Source organism: Mucilaginibacter sp. SG538B, assembly GCF_013376065.1.
GTDB lineage: Bacteria > Bacteroidota > Bacteroidia > Sphingobacteriales > Sphingobacteriaceae > Mucilaginibacter > Mucilaginibacter rubeus.
In genome coordinates this window covers 21,081-42,289 of sequence record NZ_JABMJI010000002.1, presented here as the reverse complement: position 1 = coordinate 42,289, position 21,209 = coordinate 21,081, and the positions used below count along the sequence as shown (strand labels likewise).

Annotated in this window: 18 protein-coding genes; 11 read left to right on the top strand and 7 right to left on the bottom strand. The window is 43.6% G+C overall.

The features are described 5' to 3' along the window. The first annotated feature begins 15 nt into the window (after positions 1 to 15). Positions 16 to 1,347 carry a M16 family metallopeptidase gene (locus FHW88_RS09480; RefSeq protein ID WP_176625051.1) on the top strand — a complete coding sequence of 444 codons (1,332 nt, stop codon included), beginning with the start codon at positions 16 to 18 and terminating at the stop codon, positions 1,345 to 1,347. Positions 1,348 to 1,444: 97 nt separating this feature from the next. Here FHW88_RS09480 and FHW88_RS09475 read toward each other — a convergent pair whose 3' ends face one another. Both FHW88_RS09475 and FHW88_RS09470 read right to left on the bottom strand, forming a co-directional pair. Beyond that, entirely contained in the window at positions 1,445 to 2,560 is a 1,116-nt protein-coding gene (locus FHW88_RS09475; RefSeq protein ID WP_176625048.1) for an AI-2E family transporter, read from the bottom strand. A 201-nt stretch (positions 2,561 to 2,761) separates the two neighbouring features. Continuing rightward, positions 2,762 to 4,243 carry a glycine--tRNA ligase gene (locus tag FHW88_RS09470; protein ID WP_176625046.1) on the bottom strand — a complete coding sequence of 494 codons (1,482 nt, stop codon included), beginning with the start codon at positions 4,241 to 4,243 and terminating at the stop codon, positions 2,762 to 2,764. 385 nt (positions 4,244 to 4,628) lie between these two features. Here FHW88_RS09470 and FHW88_RS09465 point away from each other — a divergent pair, with 385 nt between their 5' ends. Next, positions 4,629 to 5,294: an FAD-binding oxidoreductase gene (locus tag FHW88_RS09465; RefSeq protein ID WP_176625044.1), complete on the top strand. Its 666-nt coding sequence runs from the start codon at positions 4,629 to 4,631 to the stop codon at positions 5,292 to 5,294. 274 nt (positions 5,295 to 5,568) lie between these two features. On the opposite strand, the gene FHW88_RS30160 is transcribed toward FHW88_RS09465, so the two are convergent. Then, positions 5,569 to 5,691 carry a hypothetical protein gene (locus FHW88_RS30160; protein ID WP_255485281.1) on the bottom strand — a complete coding sequence of 41 codons (123 nt, stop codon included), beginning with the start codon at positions 5,689 to 5,691 and terminating at the stop codon, positions 5,569 to 5,571. A gap of 53 nt (positions 5,692 to 5,744) precedes the next feature. Between FHW88_RS30160 and FHW88_RS09460 the strand changes: the two genes are divergently transcribed. From FHW88_RS09460 to FHW88_RS09420, 9 genes are all read left to right on the top strand, one after another. Further along, positions 5,745 to 6,452, top strand: a complete 708-nt coding sequence (locus FHW88_RS09460) for an ATP-binding cassette domain-containing protein (RefSeq protein ID WP_176625042.1) — start codon at positions 5,745 to 5,747, stop codon at positions 6,450 to 6,452. Positions 6,453 to 6,634: 182 nt separating this feature from the next. After that, positions 6,635 to 7,141 (top strand): outer membrane beta-barrel protein, encoded by a 507-nt coding sequence (locus FHW88_RS09455; protein WP_176625040.1) that lies wholly within the window; start codon positions 6,635 to 6,637, stop codon positions 7,139 to 7,141. A 103-nt stretch (positions 7,142 to 7,244) separates the two neighbouring features. Further along, complete coding sequence (locus FHW88_RS09450) at positions 7,245 to 7,754, top strand: hypothetical protein (RefSeq protein WP_176625038.1); 510 nt, start codon at positions 7,245 to 7,247, stop codon at positions 7,752 to 7,754. A 72-nt stretch (positions 7,755 to 7,826) separates the two neighbouring features. Further along, positions 7,827 to 8,417, top strand: a complete 591-nt coding sequence (locus FHW88_RS09445; RefSeq protein WP_176625036.1) for a hypothetical protein — start codon at positions 7,827 to 7,829, stop codon at positions 8,415 to 8,417. Between the two features lie 319 nt (positions 8,418 to 8,736). Then, complete coding sequence (gldG, locus tag FHW88_RS09440; RefSeq protein WP_176625034.1) at positions 8,737 to 11,133, top strand: gliding motility-associated ABC transporter substrate-binding protein GldG; 2,397 nt, start codon at positions 8,737 to 8,739, stop codon at positions 11,131 to 11,133. Between the two features lie 33 nt (positions 11,134 to 11,166). Further along, positions 11,167 to 12,291, top strand: a complete 1,125-nt coding sequence (gene dnaN, locus FHW88_RS09435) for a DNA polymerase III subunit beta (protein WP_176625032.1) — start codon at positions 11,167 to 11,169, stop codon at positions 12,289 to 12,291. A gap of 113 nt (positions 12,292 to 12,404) precedes the next feature. Then, positions 12,405 to 13,094, top strand: a complete 690-nt coding sequence (locus FHW88_RS09430) for a DUF4397 domain-containing protein (RefSeq protein WP_176625030.1) — start codon at positions 12,405 to 12,407, stop codon at positions 13,092 to 13,094. An 8-nt stretch (positions 13,095 to 13,102) separates the two neighbouring features. Continuing rightward, the gene (locus FHW88_RS09425; protein WP_176625028.1) at positions 13,103 to 13,843 is read left to right on the top strand and encodes a DUF4397 domain-containing protein; all 741 of its coding nucleotides are present in this window, start codon (positions 13,103 to 13,105) and stop codon (positions 13,841 to 13,843) included. A 45-nt stretch (positions 13,844 to 13,888) separates the two neighbouring features. Beyond that, positions 13,889 to 14,545 carry a VTT domain-containing protein gene (locus FHW88_RS09420; RefSeq protein WP_176625026.1) on the top strand — a complete coding sequence of 219 codons (657 nt, stop codon included), beginning with the start codon at positions 13,889 to 13,891 and terminating at the stop codon, positions 14,543 to 14,545. A gap of 91 nt (positions 14,546 to 14,636) precedes the next feature. Here FHW88_RS09420 and FHW88_RS09415 read toward each other — a convergent pair whose 3' ends face one another. From FHW88_RS09415 to FHW88_RS09400, 4 genes are all read right to left on the bottom strand, one after another. Continuing rightward, entirely contained in the window at positions 14,637 to 15,998 is a 1,362-nt protein-coding gene (locus tag FHW88_RS09415) for a vWA domain-containing protein (RefSeq protein WP_175490016.1), read from the bottom strand. Between the two features lie 4 nt (positions 15,999 to 16,002). Then, the gene (locus tag FHW88_RS09410) at positions 16,003 to 18,114 is read right to left on the bottom strand and encodes a LamG domain-containing protein (RefSeq protein WP_176625024.1); all 2,112 of its coding nucleotides are present in this window, start codon (positions 18,112 to 18,114) and stop codon (positions 16,003 to 16,005) included. Between the two features lie 390 nt (positions 18,115 to 18,504). After that, positions 18,505 to 19,464, bottom strand: a complete 960-nt coding sequence (locus tag FHW88_RS09405; RefSeq protein ID WP_139159996.1) for a zinc dependent phospholipase C family protein — start codon at positions 19,462 to 19,464, stop codon at positions 18,505 to 18,507. 15 nt (positions 19,465 to 19,479) lie between these two features. Then, on the bottom strand, positions 19,480 to 21,165 hold the full coding sequence (locus FHW88_RS09400; RefSeq protein WP_176625023.1) for a MutS-related protein: 1,686 nt from the start codon (positions 21,163 to 21,165) through the stop codon (positions 19,480 to 19,482). Positions 21,166 to 21,209 lie beyond the last annotated feature (44 nt).

The following is a 21,209-nucleotide window of genomic DNA, read 5'->3' as shown; positions in this document are numbered from 1 at the left end:
TAAAACTACCTCATCATGATGAAAAAATATATAATTGCCCTGCTGGTAGCAGCGGCTATAGGGAATGCAGCCAAGGCGCAAAAACAGGCCTATGAAACCACGGTAGATGGCGTAAAGGTTATTGTACAGCCAAGCGGCAACGATATTGTTGAAGTACAAACCATTATAAAAGGCGGTGTGCAAAACTACCCGGCTACAAAGGCAGGTATCGAATCGCTGGCGATGAGCGCCCTTACTGAGTGCGGTACTTTGAAGCACGATAAAAACAGCTTTAAAGATGAGCTGGATAAAGTAAGCGCCACCGTTTACGGCAGCAGCAACAAAAACTATTCGGTAGTGCGCATGAACTGTATTAAAGGCGACTTTGACGTGGTTTGGCCTTTATATGTGGAGGCTATAACCCAGCCTAAGTTTGACGAAAAGGAGTTTGCGCGCATTAAGCAGGATGCCATCAATAACATTAAGCAAGAAGATTCACAGCCCGATAATGCCATTGATAAGTATGCCGATAAGGTAGCCTTTGCTGGCACCAACTACGCTAAAGACCCAAGCGGAACCGTAGCTATTGTTACAGCCTTAACCCCTGCCGAAACAAAGGCTTATTATCAGTCGATACTGACCAAATCTCGCATGGTAATTGTTGTGGTTGCCGATCTTGACCAGGCTGCTATTGAAGCTAAAGTAAAGGGTATGCTGAGCGGTATTAAACAAGGCCCGGCTTTCGCGTTTAAAAAATCGACTTTCAGGGCCGACAAAAACAGCATCAATGTTGAAAAACGTGATTTGGCTACCAATTATGTAGAAGGTATCGCCAGTGGTCCTGCCGCCGGTACGCCCGATTTTAACGCTTTTAATGTAGCCATGCGCATCTTCTCGAACATGCACTTTTTAGAGGTACGTACTAATAACGGTTTGTCATATGCCCCACAGGCATGGTTTAGCGCGGGTCAAACCTCAACTGCCAAGTTCTCTGTTTCAACAACCGAGCCTGATAAATACATAGCTGTGTTTGATAAGCTGGTTGATAAAATTAAACGCGAAGGTTTTAAACCGGAAGATGTAGCCGATATGAAGGTTACTTACCTTACCGGTTTTTACTATAAAAACGAAACCAACAGCGCCCAGGCATCATCAATAGCAGCAAATGAAGTATTGCATGATAACTGGAAACGTTCATTAACCCTGGTTGATGATGTAAAGAAACTCACTCCCGATGATGTGAGCAATGCATTCCGTAAGTATATCAACAATATTGTATGGGTATACCAGGGCGATCCTAAAAAGGTAAATCAATTGCTGTATATTAACGGTACACTGCATAATGGAGATAATCCGGTGATGCACTAATTTAGGTAAAAGGTTAAAGGCGAAAGGTTAAAGGTAGCTGTATCTGTGCTCATCTTTAACCTTTCGCCTTTTGTTTTTGGCCTTTCGCCTTTCATCTTTAACCTTTCGCCTCATCCTCCGGCAGTACCGCTTTTTTCCTGGTTTTAGTCCAGCCGGCCCCTTTAGGTCTGGTGGGTACAGTATCGCCGAGGAGTTTGCCCCAGGGTTTGAGGGTGTCAATCCTGTCGAAGATGATTTTGAGGACTGCTACAAATGGAATGGAAAGGAACATGCCCGATAAGCCCCAAAGTAAATTGCCTAACAACACAACCACAATAGAGATAAGCGCGTTGATCTGCACTTTTGATGACACAATGCGCGGTACCAGGATATTATTATCAATAAACTGGATAACAAGATAAGCTATGATCACTCCTAACTGCGTTGTGTAACCATCTTTGGTAACCGTTGCCATCAGCACGGGAAGGGAAATGGCTATAATACCACCCAGGTAAGGCAGCAGGTTAAGGATAGCGCCTATTACCCCTATCAGGATGCCATACTTAACACCCAGTAATATCAGGGCCAGCGAATTCATGGCAGCAACTATCACCATCTCAATCAATAAACCCTGGATATAGCTTTGGATGGCCGATTTGGTTTCTTTCAAAACATCGGCAACCTGTTTGGAGTTTTCTTCAGAAAATACTTCGTAAATAAAATTCAGGAGCAGGGTTTTGTAAAACAATACCAGGAAAACATATACGGGTACCACAAATATCAACCCAAACGTGCTTAAAACATTGCCGAGTGTGCGGCCTACCAGCGCCTGGCTGTTATCCATAGCGTCTTTGATAAGCTTATCCTGCTTTTGAACTGAGTAGTTAAAAGTGGTAGCTACCCAGTCTTTAAAGGTGATGAACATTTCACCAAACTTCTTTTTAAGCGTGGGCAGCGAATCTCCAAACTGGATGATCTGGGTAGAAAGAAAATAGAACAAGCCTGTCAGTAAAATAGCACCAAGCAGCATAGCCAGGCATATAGACAAAATTTTGGGCACTTTATGTTCCTGCAGCCAGTTGCTAACAGGGTTAAGCAAAATAGCAATAAAAGCCGAAAAGGCAAGCGGGATCATCACATCTGCCAGTTGGGCAAACACGTAAACCAATAATATCAATCCAAAAAGTATAACAGTACTTTTAAGGTAAAAGGGGTATTCTTTAACAGCAGGCATAGACGCAGGATTTTACACTGAAAGGAACAAGACAAACAATTGTTTGCTTCGTCGATAATTAGCCCGGAGGGATGCAGATCGGGTTGGTATAGTGTCCGTCCGTTTTGTGAACGAAATAGCTTGTCGGGAATTGCAAAAAAGCCTGCACGGTTAATGCAGGCTTTGGGCATATTATAATTACTTGTTAATCTATTAACTCTACTAACTCAACACATTCCGCCAGCTAACCAAATCGCCAATGATCTTGTCCAACTGATCGGCAGGAACGCGTTCCTGGGCCATGCTGTCGCGGTGGCGGATAGTTACGGTGTTATCTTCTAAGGTTTGATGATCTACCGTGATGCAGAAAGGCGTGCCGATAGCATCCTGCCTGCGATAGCGTTTACCGATAGCGTCTTTTTCTTCGTACTGGATATTGAAGTCGAGTTTTAGTTTATCCATGATCTCGCGTGCTTTTTCGGGCAGGCCATCCTTTTTGGTAAGCGGGAAAATAGCGGCTTTAACCGGTGCCAGGCAAGGGTGCAGGCGTAACACCGTGCGGCTGTCCTGTTTATCTTCGGTGCTTAGGTCTTCCTCTTCGTAAGCGTTGATCATGGTAAGCAGGAACATCCTGTCTAAACCTATCGATGTTTCAATTACGTAAGGTACATAGTTGCCAAAAGGCTTACCTGTTTCAGGATCAACCTCGGGGTCAAAGTATTGAAGTTTTTTGCCCGAAAATTTTTCGTGCTGGCTTAAATCGAAATTGGTACGACTGTGGATCCCTTCAACCTCTTTAAAACCAAACGGAAACTCAAACTCAATATCATAAGCGGCATCAGCGTAGTGGGCCAGTTTGGTGTGCTCATGGTAACGGTATTTGGCAGCATCGGTACCCAGTGCAAGGTGCCATTTTAAGCGGGCTTCTTTCCACTGGTCAAACCACTCTTTTTGTGTGCCGGGGCGAACAAAGAACTGCATCTCCATTTGTTCAAACTCGCGCATGCGGATAATGAACTGGCGGGCAATAACCTCGTTACGGAAAGCTTTACCTATTTGCGCAATACCGAAAGGGATTTTCATCCTGCCCGATTTTTGCACGTTAAGGTAGTTTACAAAGATCCCCTGCGCGGTTTCAGGACGAAGGTAAATGGTATCGGCATCATCAGCCACAGCGCCCATCTGGGTGCTGAACATCAGGTTAAACTGGCGCACTTCTGTCCAGTTGCGGGTGCCGCTTACCGGGCAGGCAATTTCATGCTCAATGATCAGATCGCGCAGGCGGGTCAGGTCTTCGGCTTTCAGGGCCTCATCCATGTCATGCTGCAGTTGTTCAGCTTTATCGGTTTTGCCTTCGCTGTCGTATTTAGCTATCTTGTCTTCCAGCAATTGGTCGGCGCGGTAGCGTTTTTTGGAGTCTTTGTTGTCGATCATCGGGTCGCTGAAGCCATCAACGTGACCGCTTGCTTTCCAGATCTTAGGGTGCATAAATATGGCCGAATCAATGCCTACAATGTTATCATTCATTTGCACCATGGCTTTCCACCAGTAGGTTTTGATGTTGTTTTTGAGTTCGGCGCCATTTTGGCCATAATCATAAACTGCGCTTAAGCCATCATAAATCTCGCTGGAAGGGAAAACAAAGCCATATTCCTTGGCGTGCGATATAACATTTTTAAAAAGTTCGTCGGTTGATTTGCTCATAATAGCTGCAAAGATAATTTTTGATTTCGGATTTGGGAATTTCGATTTCGGATTTACTTTGAGATAAGTGTTACCTAAAAATATCGTTTTCTTAAAAGCTGCTTCTAATAAAACCTTATTTCCCGGTACCTTCTTTTCTGAACGCGTATGGAGAGAGCATTCATAACTATACAAACCAGTCCGGTAAACAGGATTGCATTCATTGTTTGTTATCAAACGATGCTTTAAGGGGTGTTAACTTTTGAGAAACCTTACCTTCATATATTCCGCATATTCGGTCAGCCATTTCTCATAATTTGTAAACCATCTACAATTATTGTCAATAGTTATAAACTATTGGCTGTTTTGCATTATTATTGTATTAAACCTGCGATACCGATCACAAATGGAACAAATCGTAAAAATACTTTCCGCAAAATATGTTACCCACAATGTGAGGCAATTCAGGCTTGAAAAACCTGCCGGTTACAGCTTTATTCCGGGTCAGGCTACTGAATTATCAATCAATATGGAGGGCTGGCGTAATGAAACACGTCCCTTTACTTTTACTTGCCTTAACAATGATAATTATCTTGAGTTTACCATAAAAACTTATACCGACCATGATGGTGTTACCAATAGGCTAAGCAAGGTTAATGAAGGTGATGAGCTTATTATTCGCGACGTTTGGGGGGCTATTGAATATAAAGGACCCGGTTACTTTATTGCAGGTGGTGCAGGTATTACCCCTTTTTTGGCTATACTAAGGCAATTAAATAGAGATGGTTCAATTGCCGATAACAAGCTTTTCTTTTCCAATAAAACTGATAAGGATATCATTTTGAGGGATGAACTGAAAAGCATCCTTGGTGCAAACGCGCATTTTACTATTACCGGCCAAAAGGACAGTATGTATGATCAACGGCGCATAGATGCCAAATTTCTGAAAGCTGAAATAAAAGATTTCTCAAAGCATTTTTATATATGCGGCCCTGACGCGATGGTTACTGAGCTCAGTGACATATTAGGGCAACTCGGAGCTGATAGTGACTCCGTGGTATTTGAAAGGTAGTTTATGCGGAGACGCATCACGTGAGGTCTTCTATGCTTTGTCTTGCATGTTATCCCTGCATATTACAGACACATGTGGTGCGCCTCTGCAAAACACCTTTGTTATTGGTTGGCATTTATAAAGCTGTACTGTTGTCCGTCCGCCCCGGGGATCATACTCCGAAGGACAAAAGCAGACAAGCTTTATAAACTATTGAATTGTAATACGTTTTTTACAAAGCATATGTTGCCTTATCGCCTCAAAAGGTTTTCAGAATGACATTCACATGAACTTTTTAACCTTTGAGGTACATAACAATCTTCTGATTTTTAGGCTGTAAACTACCATCCGGAATGGTTTGCAGCGAACCGGCTCCTCCAGACGGACGGACACCACAAAAGAACTCTCCGCTTTGCATGAATCTCAAATCTCCCGTCTCAAATCTCATATCTAAAGCATATTTTTACAGCCATGAGTATCAGTGTTGAGGCATTAACCAAGGTTTATGGTGTACAAAAGGCTGTTGATGGCATCAGTTTTACTGCCCAGCCGGGTGTATTAGGTTTTTTAGGGCCTAATGGTGCAGGTAAATCAACCACCATGAAAATCCTTACCGGCTTTATCCCGCAAACATCGGGTATGGCATCTGTGTGTGGGTTTGATGTGGCTAAGCAGCCACTTGAGGTTAAACGCCGTATCGGTTACCTGCCTGAAAGTAACCCGCTGTATACGGATATGTATGTTAAAGAATCGCTGGGCTTTGTTGCGGGCATCCATAAAATTCATGAACCTGCCAAACGTATGGCCGATATTATTGAACAAACAGGCCTCGGCCCCGAGCAGCATAAAAAGATAGGGCAGCTATCCAAAGGCTATCGTCAAAGGGTAGGGCTGGCACAGGCCATGCTGCATGACCCGGAAGTACTGATACTGGATGAGCCAACTTCCGGCCTCGACCCAAACCAGTTAATAGGTATCCGCCAGTTGATCCTCGACCTTGGCAAAACAAAAACCATTGTACTGTCAACCCATATTATGCAGGAGGTTGAAGCAGTTTGCAGCCAGGTTATCATTATTAATAAAGGCACCATTGTAGCTAATGATTCGCTACAGCAACTCCGGAAAAATAACGGCGGCAAATCGTTGGAGGAGGTGTTTATCAGCCTTACCAATAATTAAAAAACAAATCATCGCTCCGTATCCGAAAGGACGTAGTGGAGTAATTATTATCTATAACTATTACCCATTTAATATTTTTTTTAACATTTTTTGTAACGAATTGCTGGTTTGTAACATCTATATAGGCGAACCGGCAAGGCGGAGGTACCCCGCCATGCCAAACTTTATTACATTATTGTTATATGAAAAAACTATTATTATCATTAGCCTTTTTAGGCTTTACCGCTATCGCGGCCCACGCTCAATCAGCAAATTCAGACGGCGGAAAATTCAGTATTGGTGTTGAAGCTGGCTTGCCGGTTGGTGACGCCCACAAAGTTTCAAACTTCGCTATCGGCGGTTCATTGAAGTATGATCATCCAATCGCCGATCAGTTATTTTTAACAGGTTCGGCAGGTTATACACGTTTCCTGTATAAAAAAGAGATCAAAGATTTTTTTGGTAAATCGGGAGCGGGTTTTATCCCGGTTAAAGCAGGTGTTAAATATTACTTTGACGATGCCTTTTTTGCCGAAGGTCAGTTGGGTGCAGTGTTCGGTACTGAAAGTGGTGCCGGCACCGCGTTTGCTTACTCACCTGGTGTGGGCTATAGCTTTGCAGGTGGACTGGAAGCTGGTGTACGTTACGAAGCCTGGTCAAAAAACGGCACTACAAGCCAGGTTGCATTGCGCGTAGCTTTTAGGTTTTAATTAAACTACTGTCAACTTTTAGAATAAGCCCGGGAAATGTTTTCCGGGCTTATTGTTTTTCTTCATAATTATTAGCCGGGCAATATTGTATTTTCGGCCCGATATGAAAAAACTGTTATTGCTGTTCCTTATCCTCCCTGCTTTTAAAACCTATGCCCAGGATGTACCGAAACCTTCTACCGCTTTTAGTGCCGGGGTTGAATTTGGTATTCCATCGCGCAGTTTGTACAATGTAGGTGTTGGTGCATCGCTAAAGTTAGAGCAGCCTGTTGTAAGCCCGGTAAGCCTAACGCTCACAGCGGGGTTCAGCAGTTTCTTTCGCAAAGATTCGCCTTTTAACTACGGCCATTCGGGCGGTGATGTCTTTGTACCGATAAAAGCAGGTGTACGGTATAATGTAGGTTCGGGCGTGTTTTTTGAGGCCGAAGCAGGTAGCGCCATCGAACTTAATTATGACGAGCGTAAATTGTTCGCCTTTTCCATTGGCCCGGCAATCATGATCCCTACCGGTACCGATAGCCGCAATTTTGAATTGGGCTTGAGGTATGAAAGCTGGTCGGCCCATACCTTGCAGCAAACAGCTATCAGATTTGCTTACAGATTTGGCAGGTAAATATTTTATTTTTAGCCGATATATTGCAGAAGGGCGTATTTTCGTTAAATAGCACCTGTAATCTTACATAACATGACTTATAAACCTATCCACATCACATTCATTTTATTGTTTACTGTATTTTCATTTGTAGCCAAAGCGCAGCGTGGCGAACAAACATCGTTAAGCGCAGGGTCTGGAATAATAGCTCCGCTTAACATGAATTACCGCAATGATAACGGTACCGATTTTAATGTAGATGCCGGCTTTAGCGTTAACCTGAAGCTGGAAAAGCCGATCACCGAAACCCTGCATTTTACAGTCGGCACCGGCTTTGTTTTTACCGCATCAACCCCGCAGTATTTATTTTCAAGCAACTCGTCAAACGTTTTCTACGATGACCACTATCATGATCTGTATGCTTACCTGCCGCTAACCGCGGGTTTGAAATATTACTTTACAAAATACCTTTATGTAAATGCCGAAACAGGCAGCGCTTTCAGCATCAATAGTAGAGCACGTACCTCATTTATTTACGCAGGAGGGGCAGGAGCTGTTGTGCCTATTGGCCCTCATCACGGGCTCGATTTTGGTTTGCAATTTGAAAGGGGATACAAGAATACCGATTACGACCATGCTATTAATCAGTTGGTGTTAAATGTGGCTTATAAGTATAGGTTTTAGGATTGGGTAGTTGTCCGGCTTTTGGCCACAGGTGGTTGGGTCCTGGAAACGGACGGACAGAGGTTTTAGTAGCAGATATTAAAGTGGCAGTTGCAGTAGTGTTGCCCCACATGCTCAAAAGTCCCCCGGCAAGTTCAAGCGTCCTTCGCTTGAACTACGCTTTAAAAGGAGCGTCCACGCTTAAACCCGCAAAGGGGTTTTAAAATAATTAAATCCGATATCTCTCCCCGATATCCGATATCTCTCCCCGATATCCGAGCACACTTTGCTTTGGCGCATTATTGTTGTAATTTCGGCGCTTAATACAATATAATATAACGTGCTGAGTATCCTTAAAAAAGAAATAGTATCCTACCTCAGTTCGCTGGTGGCCTATGTTACCATCGGTGTATTTTTACTGGTGCTTGGCCTGTTTTTGTGGGTATTCCCTGATTCAAGTATACTGGAGTACGGGTATGCCGGGCTCGAAAGCTTGTTCAGCACTGCGCCGTACCTGTTCATGTTCCTGATCCCGGCCATTACCATGCGCTCCCTTGCCGAAGAGCGTAAGGAAGGCACTTTTGAACTGCTGTTTACCCGCCCTTTAAAAGATTGGGAAATAGTACTGGGCAAATACCTTGCCTGTTTGTTAATAGTACTTTTTGCTTTACTGCCCACATTGGTTTACTATTATTCGGTAAGTGCATTGGGCATGCCGCAGGGCAATATTGATACCGGCGCAGTGATAGGCTCATACATCGGTTTGTTTTTATTGGGAGCAGTATTTGTGGGGATAGGTTTGTTTACCTCATCCATCACTAAAAATCAGATCATTGCCTTTACGATATCCGTTTTTCTGTGTTTCTTTTTTTACAGTGGGTTTGATTCAATTAGTCAGTTGCTCTCATTGCAGGACCTGGGATTGCAGAATTTAGGTATCACCCAGCACTATGATTCGGTAAGCCGTGGTGTGCTGGATACCCGCGACCTGGTTTATTTCATCATCACCACCGGTATATTTATATGGCTTACCCTGTTTGTGCTGGCAAAGCAGCGCCAAAAGGGGGTAGGCGGTACTGTGATGATCGGCGTTTTAGGAGTTTTGTTTTTTCTGGGGATCCTGTCATCATTTACTTTTACCCGTTTTGATTTTACTGCCGAAAAGCGTTATACCATATCGTCCATCAGTAGGCAAATCATGGATAAGCTGCCTAAAAAAGTAAAAGTGGTGGTGTATTTACAGGGCGATAACCTGCCGGGCGGCTTTAAACGCCTGCAAAGCGCTACACGCGATATGCTGAGCGATTTGCAAGCTTACAGTAAAGGTAAAATTCAGTTCGAGTTTCGTGACCCATTGAAAGGTTTAAACAACGATCAGCAGAACGAAGTGATCCAAAACATGGCTGCCGAAGGTGTTGAGCCAACCAACCTGAGCGTTAAAACTGATAATGGCGTAAGCCAAAAGCTTATATTTCCGTCGGCGTTGGTATCGGCAGATGGTAAGGATATCCCGGTAAAGCTATTGCTGAGCAGGATAGGCCTCTCGCCCGATGAAGTACTGAATAACTCTATCCAAAACCTGGAATATACATTTTCATCGGCCATAAAAAAAGCGGTTAACGGGGGCAGGCCACAAATCGGCTTTACCGAAGGCCATCATGAACTAACCGATTTACAACTGAACGATGCCATGAAAACCCTTGCCGATGGTTTCCAGGTAGGCCGGGTTGATTTGAATGCAATTTCCTTTGCCGATCTGCAAAAGATCAAATTGCTGGTGATAGCTAAACCAGATCAAAAGTTTTCGGAAATAGAGAAATTTAAGCTTGATCAGTATATCATGCACGGAGGCCGGGTATTGTGGACTATTGACCAGGTTAGCGCCGAACTGGATAGCCTTCGCGGGCATGGCGGCGAGCAGCTTGCTTTTCCAAAACAGCTTAACCTGGATGATCAGCTTTTCCGTTACGGCATCCGTATCAATTATGATCTGATTGCTGATATGAACTGCTCGCAAATTCCCATCAGCACCGGCAATGTTGGCGGGCAGGCGCAGATCCAGATGCTGCCATGGCTGTATTACCCGGTATTTATTCCGCTAAGCAAACACCCGGTGGTGAAAAATTTGGACGGCATCAGCAGCGAGTTTGCAAGCACTATTGATATCCTCGATACCAAAAATGTAAATAAAACGGTGTTGCTAACCTCATCGCCCTATAATAAAAAGTTAACAGCTCCGCACATATTATCATTGCAGGCTTTGGAGCAGGAGCCAAACCCTAAAGAATTTCAAAGTACACCTAAAATAACGGGTGTATTATTGGAAGGCAGTTTTGTAAGCGACTGGCAAAACCGTCCGCTGCCCGAAGGGCTTAAAGAGCAAGTTGCCATAAAGCAACAAAGCGAGCCTACCAAAATGATAGTGATTAGCGATGGTGATATTTTAAAGAATCAGGTAGGCAGCGATGGTTCGCCTTATCCGCTGGGTTATGATCATTATACCCATCAAACCTACGGTAATAAAAACCTGCTGCTTAACATAGCCGATTACATGACCGACGACTCGGGGCTGATAGCCCTGCGTACCAAGGAAATTAAGATCCGCCTGCTGGACAGGGCACGTATCCGCGGCGAAAAATTGTACTGGCAGCTGGTTAATACTGTTGCACCGCTGATTTTAGTGTTAATATGTGCTATTTTTCAACATTATTTACGCAGGCAAAAGTATGCCCGTTAAATTTTCTATTTTTGATAGATTAATTACAACCATATGAGATTTATTGTTTCTACCTCAACATTACTCAAACAACTGCAATCGGTAAGTGGTGCGTTAAGCAGCAGTACTGTGCTGCCGATACTGGAAAACTTTTTGTTCGAGATAAAGGATGGGAACTTGACCATTTCTGCTACCGACCTGCAAACCAGCATGACCACCTCTTTACCGGTTGAGGCTAAAGAGAACGGCAGGATTGCTATCCCGTCGCGTATATTGTTAGAGACCCTGAAATCATTACCGGAGCAACCTGTTGCTTTTTCGGTTGATGATAAAACCTTCGCCATTGAAATTAATGCAGGCGACGGTAAATACAAACTAAGCGGCGAGAACGGCGAGGACTTTCCAAAAATCCCGGTTGTTGAAAACGCTTCATCAGTAAACCTGCCTGCTTCAGTTTTAGCCGAAGCTATCAACAAAACCATTTTCGCGGTAAGTAATGACGAGCTTCGCCCGGCTATGACAGGCGTTTACTGCCAGCTAACAACATCGGCCCTTACTTTTGTTGCTACAGACGCACATAAACTGGTTCGTTACCGCCGTAAAGATGCAAAGGCTGCAAGTACTACATCGTTCATACTGCCTAAAAAAGCTTTAACCCTGCTTAAATCATCATTACCAAGCGATGATGTAAATGTATCTGTTGAGTATAATTCCACCAGTGCTTTCTTCAGGTTTGGCAATATTAACCTGGTATGCCGTTTAATTGACGAGCGTTACCCTGATTACGAGGCGGTTATCCCGCAAAATAACCCTAATAAATTAAATATCGACAGGCTTACCTTCCTGGGTTCGTTAAACCGTGTGGCTATTTATGCTAACAAAACCACGCACCAGGTAAGGCTTAAAATAAATGGCAGCGAGTTAAATATCTCTTCAGAAGATATCGATTTTGCTAACGAGGCCCACGAGCGTTTAAGCTGTCAATATGAGGGCGAAGACATGGAAATTGGCTTCAATGCAAGATTTTTAATAGAAATGTTGAAGAATTTAAGCTGCGAAGAAGTATCTTTGGAAATGTCAACTCCAAACCGTGCCGGTTTATTGCTGCCACAGGGAGGTGATGAGAATGAAGACGTGCTGATGCTGGTTATGCCGGTGATGCTCAATAGCTATGCTTAAGTGTAAACTTAAATTATAAATCCAAAACTAAGTCCGGTATCATAAACCGGACTTTTTTTGTTCAGCACCCGATACCAAAAATTACAGTAAGCAGTTATAGCTTATAATTGTATATGAATATAGAGGTTAAAGTTTTATTGATCATTATAGCCATAACGGGCTACCTTACGTCTTGCAAAAAAAATAATGATAAGCCCGATGCCGTGGATTCGTCAACGTCATCGCTAAACGTTATTAATGCCAGTTTTAATAATGTTAATATTTATGTTAATGGTACAAGAATAAACAATACAACAACATTTTATCCGGGAGGCACGCTCGGGTATATTTCGGTAAAAGCGGGTACACAAAGCTATTCGGTTAAATTAGATGGGCCAAATAATCCCAATTCGCTGTTTAGCCTGCCTTTAACTTTAAGTAAGGATTCTGTATATTCATTTTACGTAGCTGGTAATACGGTCGACCAGGTTTTTAAAACTACAGATGTATTGGTTGCCGATACAAATAAACAGGCAAAGATCAGGTTTGTAAATGCTTCGCCAGATGCCGGAAATATAAGCGTGCACTTTGAAGGTACAACAGCTGCCTTAGATACCCCAAAAATGAAAGATCTGGGTTTTAAAAGTACTTCAACTTTTTATTTGGTAGCGCCCGGGGAGCATAATATGGCGTTGCATTCGGCGGCCTTTCCGGGTACCATTGTAAGGGATACGGTATCACTAAGCGCCGGTAAGATATACACTTATTACGGTTACGGCAATAAAAGTACAGGCCTGGCAACCGGTTTGTTCATCAATCAATGATTACATTAATGGTTAATAAAAATAAAAGCAAGGTACTGGTTTCGTTTTTTATAGCTGTGCTATGCGGACTTTTCATCTGTGCTGTTTCTTCATGCGGTAAGGGGGGCAATGCATCATCAGTAGGCCTCAATACCCAGTTTCAAATCGTTAATTTAAGCCCCGATATCCAGCCGGTATACCTTTATCAGCATTTTATCAGGTATAATACCACTACCTATACTTATCCAAACAGTTCGGGATATTTTTATCTTTCAACGCTTGAACCACCGTTACAGTTACGTACAGCTACCGCGGCGCCGGTTATTTTGCTGCAGTTTGATACTACGCTTAAAGCCAACAGGAAATACACGATGTTTATAACCGGCTTCAGAAAGGATAGTTCGTTTGTCAGTTCATTTATACTATCTGATAGTACCGGTTTGCCAACCATAGGGAAAGGAAAAGTGAGGTTTGTGCATACTTCACCTAATACATCTGCCCTGGATCTGCGGGCTAATGACTCCCTTGTTGTGAGAGGTACTACCTTTAACAAGGTATCTAAATATGTTGAACTCACTGCCGGTAATTATAACTTTACCATTACCACTACCCGAACGCCCACGACAATTGAAACAACCCTGCAAAATGTAACTATACAGGACGGCCGCGCCTACACCATTTATACCAAAGGTATTGTTGGCAGCGCAGACTCATTGGCCTTTGGCGCGGGGGTACTTACTAACAATCTGCTTAGTAAGACACTTCAATAGTGCCGTTTTGTTTAATATTTATATTTTTGGGCAAAAATTTAGCCTGTGGAAGTAATAAAAAGTATTATCGACTTTGTACTGCATATTGATAAGCACCTTGTACAAATAACCAGCACCTACCAGGGATGGACATACCTTATCCTTTTCCTGATCATATTTGCCGAAACAGGTTTAGTTATCTTTCCTATTCTGCCCGGCGATTCACTGCTTTTTGCTGCAGGTGCCCTTATTGCGGGCGGTAATTCTGGTTTAGATATCTGGGTATTAGGCCTCATTTTAATTGCGGCGGCTTTTATTGGTAATACAGTAAATTATTTTGTTGGCAATTACCTCGGCGTTAAGGTATTTAAAGAAGAAAACAAAATCCTGAAACTGGAATACTATCTTAAAACACAAGCCTTTTTTGATAAACATGGTGGTAAAGCGGTTATCTTCAGTAGGTTTATGCCTATTATCCGCACCATAGCACCTTTTGTAGCAGGAGTGGGTAAGATGCCTTTTTTAAAGTATAGCCTTTATAACATCATCGGCGGTGCATCATGGATCATCGTGTTCCTGTTTGCAGGTTACAAATTAGGGCAGGTACCGGTAATAGCTAAAAACTTTTCGCTGGTAGGGGTGATCATTATCCTCATTTCGATATTGCCGCCCATTTTTGCCGCTATAAAAGGCCGTAGCGCCAAAGTTTCTGAGGGGCAATAAAAGCCTGTTCAGCATTTTCAAATATCAAAAGCCTGTGCAGGATATAATTCCGACACAGGCTTTTTGTTTATTAAACAGGATGGTGGTTTATTCAATCGCCATCGGTAACCACTACATTAAAGCGACGACTTCTGGAAAACGGCGTTTTGGATTTGTCTGAAAATCCGGTTACTTCAAGTTCGATGGTGTAACTTCCGGCCTCGTGCGTTTCATGTATAGTACCGGCGTACCCACCTTGCTTTGCCGCTGACAGGATACTCCCGCCCTTTATGTGCGGCAAAAGGTCCTCCTCCGTCAACCGCTGCCTGTAAAGCAGATCGAGCTTCGCCAAATCGGGATGTTGTATAGTGTCCATTGTTTCTTCAGGCAGCTTTATGTTTTTAAGGTCTGATGCATAAGCTTTAATTGCGCTATTCTGACTTAGTTTGGGACGGGTAACCAAAGCACGTATTTGTTGTCCGGTTATCGGCTTTCCATCATCCGTTAAATGTGCATGATAAGTAATAGGCTGTCCTTTGCGTACAATAGCAGGGGCATCAACTGTAAGCTGAAGCGGAGCGGCATTGCCTGAAGGTGCGTATTCAAAGGCACCGCCTGTCAGGCCCTGCGGGGTTGTACCGCCATACATGATCTGGATATACCATAGGCCTACCGCCGGGTTAGGAATGTTAAATACCACATAGGCCCCTCCCTGTAAGGTAGGCATTGGTGTAATTACCACGCCGGCCGGCGTTACAAGTGTTACACTTAATTGATTAAGTCCGGGCTGGCCGTTTGTGAACGTATAATTAGGATCACTCCATACAACCGAAAACTGCCCGAGGTCGTTGCCTGCAGATACGGTGGCCGGAATCAGCAGGTAATCATAGGCCTGGGCTACTTTGTATCCGTTTGCAAGTAATTGTGCAGCAGGAGTTTGCGCCCTGATCTGGTTGTAAATTTGCATCATATTGAAAACATAGGGGGCATAATAATACTGGCCGCCGCTCTGGGTTGCAATTTGCTGCATTAAGTTTTGGTCAGACGCCGGCCCCATTGCACATGAATATACGGGAGGGGTGCCGGCAGGTAATGGCAGGGGATTGGTGCCGCAGTTTTGATAACCGTCAGAAAGCAGCACCAGGCCTTTATTTACACCGGCAGGAGCACTTGAAAGCATATTTACAGCGGTTTGAAGCCCTCCTCCCATATTGGTGCAGCTTCCGGTGAAACTTAGGTTTTGTACAGCTGCAGCTGCTGTAACCGGTACGGTAAGGTTTTGATCAACCTGTGCCAGGTTATAGGTTACTCTTCCGTTGGTGTCGTAGGATGCCACGCCAATATAATCGCCAGGGAGCGCATTGTTCAGGAAAGCTTTGGTATCGATGACTGTGATTGCGACATAATTTGAAGTTGTCATGCTATATGAAGTGTCTACCACAGGTATAGCGACAACAGGTGTTGAAGTTGGCATGGCTTTATGAATTAAAAGAAGGTGAAACATTAGTTGATTGGAGAAGCTGACCGCATGCGGTATTGTATTTAAGTGAAAGTATGGTAAGCTGAGTAGCCCATACAATAAAACCGGCAAGTATGGCGGCTGCTTCCAGGCCTGTTACTATGGCTATTACTTTACGAAGGATCCAGAATAAGGCATACCATCCTGCGGATGTCAGCACAAACTTGATAATGGTCCACATGAGTCCCTGCTGATATATTACACCTACAAAACCAATAGCGGCTGTGGCGCTGATTGCTTTTCCGGCCATTGAGCTCATGGCATTCATTACCGTTTGATTTGCACGGAGCAGATTATAAATACGCGTGGCGATATTGCCGGTGGTAGGTGCCAGCCCCACAGCCTGAAGGAAACCTACAGTAAGCGCAAAGATGAATTGGATCCACCAGAGCGTACAGTCTGATTCGGCGCCTATAGCCCCTTCGTAAACGAGCATGTCTGCCTTTACACCATGGTAAATAATACGGGTTATGCCATTGGTATCGGTGCGGGTAAAAACGCGGGACAGGTTGGCATTTTCGTCGAACATTTGCCGGGCTTTTTCATAAGCGTTATCAAACTGCTGGCGAAAGCCTTCTGTTGCCGGGCCTCCGTTTTTACTGCCGAACCAATCTTCGAATTGTGCCCAGCTTTCCTCTTTATGATCTTCGGTAAAAACTTTGGGCTGACTGGCAAATAGGATATCAGTAGGCGGCGGTACAGGCGTTTCTACGTTTTGATTGAGATAAATAGCGTTGATGGATTGTGGGATGCCCAAAAGCGCAATCTGCTCGGTAGTTAAAACGTTTACGGTTTGGAGCTGCTGCACAGCACCGTTATCCAGTTCAAGGGTTGATTTGTCGGTTGTATCTATCGGCGGGTTAACGGTGAAATCAAAATTTGAAATTAAACGGTTATCGGTTATCACGTCATTGTACATCCATTGAACAATTTCTGATTGTTCCAAACATACATTCCAGATGCGCAGGTTTTGGATAGAACCGCCGAAGTTGTCGATGATATTTCCGTTCGAATCATATTGAGCGCCTACGAGTACATGCCCGTTTGGAACCGCGGTAACCGGCGAAGGAAAATAATCGATAGCCTGAAGGTTACCGTTTACGTACAAGCTAAGGGCTTTAACATCGCTATCATAACTTAGTGCAAAATGATAATAGCTTAGCGGCAAAACTGAGGCTGCTGATGCTAAAGAAATACTGTCGCTGTTACGCTGGCCTATAACCTGGTTGTTTTGATAGCTTACTTTGTATTCCCATGCGCCGTCCAGGCCATAACTTAACAGGATACCGTTGCTGCTGCTGCCCGGGAAGAACCAGCCTTCAATGGTATAAGGGGCGTTTCCGGGAATGCTGTATTCGGGAAAGGAGCCGCAATCAACATAACCATCCGCTCCCAGTACAACAGATGGAACATTGAACGCGTATTGTACATTGTTTTTGAAATTAAGGGCTATATTATTTCCGGAACTGTCTACCCCCGGCATTTCCGAAAAGTCGCTGTAAAATATAAGGTTGGGATTTTGGACAGCGCTATAATTATTCACCTGTACCGAATCATTAAGGATATCTTCAGCGTCGCGCACGCTATTCCAGATCATAATCCTTCCAAGCTGGCCCTGTAGGTACCAGATCGGGCTACTCTGCTGCATTACAGCCCCCAGCAGCATATTGGTACCGCTTGCAGGCAGCGTTCCCGAAAAGGTGCTTTGCGCAACAGCCACGCCATCAACATAAAGCGATAAGCTGGAAGTTGTACCATCAAATACAGAGGCCAGGTGGTGCCATTCGTTGACAGTGATGGGTAAAGTTGATTTGATCAGATACGGTGCGATGCCTACATAGGCGTAAACATAACCGGATTCAAGAAATAATTGGTATTGTCCGCCAACCGCATTGTCAACATTGCCAACTACGGATTGAAATCCGTTAAGGCTCGACACGTTTACCCAGGCCTCCAGGGTAAAGGAGGTTAAATTGTTTAGTACGGTTGGTGTACCGCAATCTACATAAGCGGTGTTTCCGAGTTGCAGCACACTTGATGCCCATCGTGGTGCTAAAGTTAAATTTGCCATAAGATGATAGTTTATAGATGTAAATATTCAGTGATATAAAACGCCAGTCACTCGATATGGCCTCCTGTTTATTTAATTCTCTATTAGGTTTAGGGCTTGTGGCTAAAAGGGGAGGTCAAATCAACTTCCTGATTGATTTAACTAAGTTAGGAGGGTTGTAAACCGGGTAATAGCGTATAAATACCTAATGGAAAAATTGCGTATAAATACCAATGATAACGGGAAATGAAGCAGATGAGGCAGCAATTTCTAATGATTGATTATGCTGCCATGTTACGATTGTTTCAGATAAGAAAGGTGATAACTGGTGTTAGCCCTTTCGCTGTTTTCGTGGAGCTGATACGGAGAATATAAAGAAGGCAGGGGAAGGCTGCCGGGTTTGATCGTTAACTATTTTATTATTAATGCTTTGCCTGATCGGTAAAGCATTTCTTCTTGCCGAAGCTTTGCCTTTTGTTCGATGCTTAAAGGCTGTGCGATAAGCTTGTTCAGGTCGGGCTGCCCTGCATCAACCCAGGCCGAGTACCAGAAACTACCCACGGAAAGAATAGATGCCCGCATTTGCCTTGCCACCATCCCCTTCAGCATTTTGTGATAAGTCAGGCTATAGGCCACGGAGTAATCGGTAATTTGCTTTTTGCCATGCTGTACCAACGCGTACTTTTTGTCCTGCGGGTAGGTTTTGTTCAGTATGCGCTCAAAGCGTAAAACCGTATCAACGGTTTTGTAAGTAGCCTTGCATATACGGAATGCTTCGTTCAACGGGTTTTCAATATACCGGGCCTTGCCAACGTAGTAATTATAATGATCGGCAAATAACTCGGGCAGGCGGCTTTCCCAAAGGGCATGGATGCCGGTTTGCCCCGTAAGCTGGCCGTTGTAGTTTTGGGTTAGGTGCAGCGGTACGTGTGCATCGGCAATATAATGCCCTAAATAGGCAGATGCATTAAGGATGGCCGTTGTATCATGGGCTTTCAAAGCCCGTACCAGCCTGTAATACTGGTACTGAATGGTCCAGGGAACAGTGCCGTATTTAATGATGGTATCTTTTGAGTATTTGGCAACGGCATCCTTCCATTTTTTAGGCATAGCCTCAAAGGGTTTTTTGCCGTAACGGTCGGCATCAAAGAAATGGCGTGGCGCTTCTGATGAGTCAACATAGCGGCGTTTGTCGGCGCTAACGGCATGTTCGGTTATATAATCGATATTGCATCTGTAAAAATCTGCCATGGCCTTCGGTAATGTGAAAACTGCCAGCCGGTTAATACGATAATGTGCAAAGAATCCCCATGATGAGCATAACATGATTAAACAGGTACCAGTTATGCTTAAAATTATGCGGCGGTTCATGAGGCAAAGATGCAATTAAAGGGGGAGTTTTAAATTATACTTCTCCCTTAATTGGCTGCTTACCTTATTGGCTTCATCAATAATACTCTCCGGGAAACAGACGCCTTTTAAAACAGCGATGCCATTTCGGTTTTTGAGCAATCCCTCTTTAATTTTATAATCAAATACCAAGCGGTCATCACCAATCACTTCCTCAAAAGAGAAAACTTTGTAATCGCTGCCCAGTAATTCGGCCAGTTCCAGATCGTGTGTAGATACAAAAACGAAGCTTTGATTGTGGATAAAGTAGCTTAGTACGGCTTTCGCGGCGGCTATCCGTTCAATAGTATTTGTACCCCTGAAAATTTCATCAATGATTACGAGGCTGTTTATGGGTTTGCTGGCAATGGTTTGTGCCACTATATTTTTAACGGCTAAAGCTTCGGCCTGGAAATAGCTTTTATTATCGCCCAAATCGTCGGTCATATCAATGCTGGTAAATATTTTGAGCGGAGGAGCCTGGTATACTGTAGCAAAACTGGTGTTAATGGTTTGCGATAGCAAAGCGTTTATAGCAATAGCCCTGATAAAAGTGGTTTTACCCGACATGTTGGAACCAGTTACCAAAATGCCTTGTGTATTATCTATAGCGATAGAATTTGACACGCAGTTTTCAATAAGCGGGTGATAAAGATTTTTAATAATGATATGGGTATTGCCGGTTGTAAGTTGAGGTTTGCAATAATGAGCCGCGCCATCACGTACCGATTGGATGGAAATGGCAACATCAACCTCAGCCACCGCTTCATAAACAACTTTAATGTCACTAAGGTATTTGTTTACCTTGGTGATGGATTTTATAAATACCAGCGGCTCAATAAGCAGGAACATTTTTAACCATTCGGTAACCAGGTAGTAAATATCGGTAGGGTCAATAGCGGCTTTATTTTGCAGGGTGATATAATTTAACGAATTTTTGAGTTTGCCCATATTAGCCATACTGAGGCGGGTACTTTCATCATCCCTGAGCAGAGCGTGGTTCTTAAGCCAATTTGATACCTTGAATAAAACCAATAACTGCGGTAGCGAATGTGTGTAGTTCAGCATCTGGGTTTTATTACTGTAATGAATAACTACATTGGCTATCATTAATACCAGCAATAGCAAGAGCATAAACTGGTTGGGAACAATAAAAAGGCTAAATGCCACTCCAATGATCAAAAACGGTGCTATGCTGATATAAAAATTGCCGATAGCCGGAAACACCGAATAGTGTGGTTTCTTAAAGAGTTCAGGTAAGTAATAGGCATCATTATTGCCTAATTCGGATAGTTTAAGCTCCGCAGCCTCTCTCAATTCTTTATCGGCGGTGACATTGCCGATCCGCTGTTCAAGCGTTTCAAAATACGCTTCTGAAATTTGCGGGGAGTGTAATTGCTTATATAGGTATTGTTGCCCGGGTTTTGAATTGGTACGGTCGATAAATTCAAATACGCTGTCGATGTCAAGGTCGGTGGCAGTATCGGCAGAGATCCCGCTTGAGCCGCCATAAGCTGTAAGGTAGGTGCTGACCGGTTTGAAATTTCTGCTTGTAATTATGGGTTTGCCCCAGCGTTCTTTTATTTCGGTAAGTTTCTTTTTTTGTTGGGCTTTGCTTTTTAAATGGCTTATTAAAATAAATATAAAAGGCAGCAGTATTATAATAATGATCCAGTATATCATGTTTAAGTAGTATTAATAAGCCACTGTGTTTGCTAATTAGATAA